Annotated in this window: 1 protein-coding gene; it reads right to left on the reverse strand. The window is 70.2% G+C overall.

Annotated features, from left to right (window positions below; genetic code table 11):
- The coding region (locus ACFXB5_RS52810; RefSeq protein ID WP_385223087.1) for a type I polyketide synthase at window positions 1–4566 on the reverse strand (4566 nt) is incomplete at both ends.

The raw sequence follows: 4566 nt of genomic DNA on the forward strand, positions 1-4566 counted from the left end.
GGCGAACAGGGCGATCTGGGCGTGGTCGGTGCGTTGGAGCGTCTCGTTCTGGTCGGGGTCGAACATGACTTCGCGTAGTCCGGGGGTGGCGAGTGTGAAGATCTCGTCCAGTGCCTGGGCGAAGACGGGGAAGTGTTCGTACAACTGCCGTCCCATACCGGGGCGTTGCGAACCCTGACCGGTGAACATCACCGCCAGCGGCCCGCCGTCCCCGGTGCCCGGCGCCAGGTCGGCCAGCCCGGCCGTGAAGTCCTGCACGGTCTCCCCGACGACCACAGCGCGGTGCGGCAGGACCGCCCGGGTGGCGACGAGCGAGTGCGCCACGTCGTGGACGGACACCTCCCCGCCCTCGACCAGCGTCGCCAACCGTCCCGCCGACTCCCGCAGGGCGGGTTCGGTGTGTGCGGAGAGTATCCAGGGCACCGGTCCGGCCGGGGGTGCCTCCGGAACGTCCGGCTCCGGGGCGGTGGGGGTGTGTTCGAGGATGATGTGCGCGTTGGTGCCGCTGACCCCGAAGGACGATACGCCCGCGCGTCGAGGGCGTTCGTCTGAGCCCGGCCAGTCGCGGGCCTCGGCCAGGATCTCGACAGCGCCGGTGGTCCAGTCGACTTCGGGGGTCGGTTCGTCGATGTGCAGGGTCTTGGGCATCATGCCGTGGCGCATGGCCATGACGGTTTTGATGATGCCGGCCACTCCGGCGGCGGCTTGGGTGTGGCCGATGTTGGACTTCAGCGAGCCCATCCACAGCGGCTGGTCACGGTTCTGCCCGTAGGTGGCGATCAGGGCCTGGGCCTCGATGGGGTCGCCGAGTTTGGTGCCGGTGCCGTGTGCTTCGATGAGGTCGATGTCGGCGGGGGTGAGTTGGGCGTTGGTGAGTGCGTCGCGGATGACGCGTTGTTGGGAGGGGCCGTTGGGGGCGGTGAGGCCGTTGGAGGCGCCGTCCTGGTTGACGGCGGTGCCGCGTACCACGGCCAGTACCGAGTGTCCGAGGCGTTGGGCGTCGGAGAGTCGTTCGATCAGGAGCAGGCCGATGCCTTCGGCCATGCCGAAGCCGTTGGCGTCGGCGGCGAAGGCTTTGCAGCGGCCGTCGTCGGCGAGGCCGCGCTGCCGGCTGAACTCGATGAACGGCGCCACCGACCCCAGTACGGTCACGCCGCCGGTGATGGCGAGGGTGCACTCGCCGGAGCGCAGGGCCTGGACGGCGAGGTGCAGGGCGACCAGGGAGGAGGAGCAGGCGGTGTCCAGTGAGACGGCCGGGCCCTCGAAGCCGAAGGTGTACGAGACGCGGCCGGACGCCACGCTCGCCGCGCTGCCATTGGCCACGTAGCCTTCGAGGTCCGCCGGCGCACTGCCCCGCAGGGCGACGTAGTTGCTGGCCATGATGCCGGTGAAGACGCCGGTGCGGCTGCCGCGCAGGGTGCTCGGGTCGATGCCGGACCGTTCCAGGACCTCCCAGGTGGTTTCCAGCAGTAGCCGCTGCTGCGGGTCCATGGCGAGCGCCTCGCGCGGCGAGATGCCGAACGGGTCCGGGTCGAACGCACCGGCGCTTTCCAGGAATCCACCGTGGCGGGTGTAGGTGGTGCCGGGGTGGTCGGGGTCCGGGTCGTACAGGGTGTCCAGGTCCCAGCCGCGGTCGGTGGGGAATGTGGTGATGGCGTCGCCGCCTGTGCTGATCAGGCGCCATAGGTCTTCGGGGGAGTCGACGCCGCCGGGCAGTCGGCAGGCCATCCCCACGATCGCGATCGGCTCCGCGTCAGCGGCCACGGCGGCCCGTGGCCGGGCGGTGTCCGCTGCCGAGCCGAGCAGTAGACCAGCCGCCGCCGCGCAGGTGGGGTAGTCGAAGATCAGCGTGGCCGGCAGCCGCAGCCCCGTCGCCGCCGACAGCCGGTTGCGGAACTCCACGGCGGTCAGGGAGTCGAACCCCAGGTCCTTGAAGACCTGACGCGCACCGATCGCGGTGGCGTCGGCATGCCCGAGCACGGCCGCGGCCTGCTCCCGGACCATGTCGACAGCCGCCCGCTCTCGCTCTTGCGGCGTCATCCTGGCCAGCAGGTCGCGCCAGGTCCCGGCGGCCTCGTCGCTACTCGCGGTCGCCCGCGGCCTGCGCACCAGGCCGCGCAGCACGGTTGGTGTCACCGGCGCGGCGCGGAGCGCCACCAGGTCGAACGCGGCCGTGACCACGCTCCCTGCTTCCGCCGCCAGCGCGGCGTCGAACAGGGCCAGCCCCTCGGCGTCGGCCAGCGGCCGGAGCCCGTCGCGGGCCAGCCGGCCGTGGTCGGCTTGGGTGAGGTGGGCGGTCATGCCGGTGGCGCGTTCCCACGAGCCCCAGGCGAGTGAGGTGCCGGGCAGGCCGTGGCGGCGGCGGTGGGTGATCAGGGCGTCGAGGAAGCTGTTGGCGGCGGCGTAGTTGGCCTGTCCCGCGTTGCCCAGTACGCCGGCGACCGAGGAGAAGACCACGAACAGGGTCAGGTTCTGGTCTTGGGTGAGTTCGTGGAGCCACCAGGCGGCGTTGGCCTTGGGTGCGAAGGTGGTGGCCAGTGCGTCGGCGTCCAGGTGGTCGATGGTGGCGTCGGCCAGCGCTCCGGCCGTGTGCACCACGCCGGCCAGCGGGCCGACCTCGTCGACGAGTGCGGCGAGTGCGGCTCGGTCGGTGAGGTCGCAGGAGACGGAACGGACCCGGGTGCCGAGGTCGGTGAGCTCGGCGGTGAGTTCAGTGACCCCATCCGCGTCCGGCCCCCGGCGGCTGGCCAACACCAGGTCGCGGACGCCGTGTTCGGCGACCAGGTGGCGGGCGACCAGCGAGCCCAGACCACCGGTGCCGCCGGTGACCAGCACGGGACCCGAGGAGAGGTCGGGCCGCGGGTCGGGTGATGCCCCGGCGCCCATCGACCGGCGTGTCAGTCGGGGGAGGGTGATGGCGCCGTCGCGGATGCGGGCTTGGGGTTCGCCGGAGGCGATCAGGGTGGGTAGTGCCTTGTGGGAGGTGGGGTGGTTGTCGGTGTCGATGAGGATGATGCGGTTGGGGTGTTCGGTTTGGGCGGTGCGGATGAGTCCCCAGACTGCTGCGCCGGCGAGGTCGTCGTAGGCGGCCTCGACGACGAGGGGGGCAGTGATGTCTGCGGCCAGGTGTTGTTGGACGCGGGCCAGGGTCTCGGTCGTGATGCGGTGGGTGTCGGCCAGGACGTCGTCACCGACCGTCGGCACCGCATACCGCTCGAACTCCTCCGTGACCGCCTTCGCGTCCAGCTCGCGGGCGACCCATGCCAGGTCGTAGAGCTGGTGGGCGCCGACGCCTCCGGCACGTAGCTCGTCCGCACCGACCGGCCGCGTGACCAGGGAGTCGATCGAGATGACGGGCTGCCCCGCGGTGTCCCGCGCCAACAACCGGATCGCGCCGTCGTCGTCGATGTCCAGCTCGACGCGCAGCTTGGTGGCGCCGGTGGCGTGGAGGGTGACGCCGGTCCAGGCAAAGGGGAGCCGGGTGTCGGTGTGGTTCTGGGTGGCGGTGGCGGCGTGGAGGGCGGCGTCGAGGAGTGCGGGGTGGATGCCGTAGCCGTCGGTGGTGTCGGTGGTGTCGGTGGTGTCGGTGTTGTCGGGGAGGCGGACGTCGGCGAAGAGGTGGCTGTCTTGGCGCCAGAGTGCGTGGAGTCCTTGGAAGGTGGGGCCGTATTCGAGTCCGGTGGTGGCGAGGTGTTCGTATGTGCCGGTCAGGTCGATGGGTTCGGCGTTGGTGGGGGGCCAGGTGGTTTGGGGGGTGTCGGGTGTGTGTTGGTGCTGGGTGAGGGTGCCGGTGGCGTGTTGGGTCCAGGGTTGTTCGGGGGTGGTGCGGGTGTGGATGGTGAGGTTGAGGGTGTTGTCGTCGTGGGTGGGGGTGGTGGTGAGTTGGATGGTGGTGGGGTGGGTGAGGGTGATGGGGGTGTGGATGATGAGTTCGTCGAGGGTGGTGTGGTTGGTGTGGTCGCCGGCGTGGAGGGCCATGTCGACCAGTGCGGTGCCGGGGAGGAGTGGGGTGCCGTTGACGGCGTGGTCGGCGAGCCAACCATGCTGGGCGGGACTGATATGTCCCGTGAGGATGGTGGCCCCGGTTTCCGCGAGGGTGGTGGTGGCGGGGACGAACGGGTGCGGGGTCGGGACCAGCCCGAGTTGGACGGCGTCCTGAGTGCCGGTCACGGCCTTGTCGTTGAGCCAGTAACGGGTGTGTTGGAAGGGGTAGGTGGGGAGGGGGGTGGTGTTGGTGGGTGGGATGAGGGTGTGCCAGGTGATGGGGTGGCCGTGGGTGTGGGCGTGGCCGAGTGCGGTGAGGAAGGCGTGGGTGTCGTTTTGGTTGTTGTGGAGGGTGTGGATGGTGGTGGTGTTGGGGTTGGTTTCTTGGATGCTGGGGGTGAGGGTTGGGTGGGGGCTGGTTTCGATGTAGGTGGTGTAGCCGTTGTTGGTGAGGTGTTCGATGGCGGGTTGGAAGAGGACGGGTTGGCGTAGGTTGCGGTACCAGTAGTCGGCGTTGAGGGTGGTGTCGGTGATCCAGGTGTTGTCGGTGGTGGAGTAGAAGGGGGTGGTGGGTTTTTGTGG

The sequence above is a fragment of the Streptomyces sp. NPDC059455 genome, assembly GCF_042750115.1.
GTDB lineage: Bacteria > Actinomycetota > Actinomycetes > Streptomycetales > Streptomycetaceae > Streptomyces > Streptomyces endocoffeicus.